We start from the raw sequence: 318 nt of genomic DNA, 5'->3' as shown, positions 1-318 counted from the left end.
GGTACTGCAACTATTTTTTGAGACAATAAAATAAAAGCACTTCTATTATTGGGTTATCAGGTTCCGGTATTCTACCGGTGACTGATAACCCAATTTTTCTAATATTCTTTCTTCGTTCCAAAATTTGATGTATTCTTCCACCATTTCAATTACAATAGTATTTGAACTTATAGGTTCATCTAACGTGTAGAACGTTTCAGACTTTAGGGAAGAGTGAAACGATTCTATCAAGGCATTATCAGAAGGCGTCCCTTTACGGGACATACTTCTGGTAATGCCTTTTTCTCTACATAGATCACAGAAATTGATTGATGTATA

General features: G+C 34.6%; 1 protein-coding gene. It reads right to left on the bottom strand.

The window, feature by feature from the left end; translation table 11 throughout:
• Positions 1-45: 45 nt before the first annotated feature.
• The coding region (locus FC72_RS10575; RefSeq protein ID WP_157051168.1) for an IS3 family transposase at positions 46-318 on the bottom strand (273 nt) is incomplete at its 5' end.

The sequence above is a fragment of the Companilactobacillus tucceti DSM 20183 genome (assembly GCF_001434665.1).
Taxonomy (GTDB): domain Bacteria; phylum Bacillota; class Bacilli; order Lactobacillales; family Lactobacillaceae; genus Companilactobacillus; species Companilactobacillus tucceti.
This window is presented reverse-complemented; position numbering and strand designations above follow the sequence as displayed.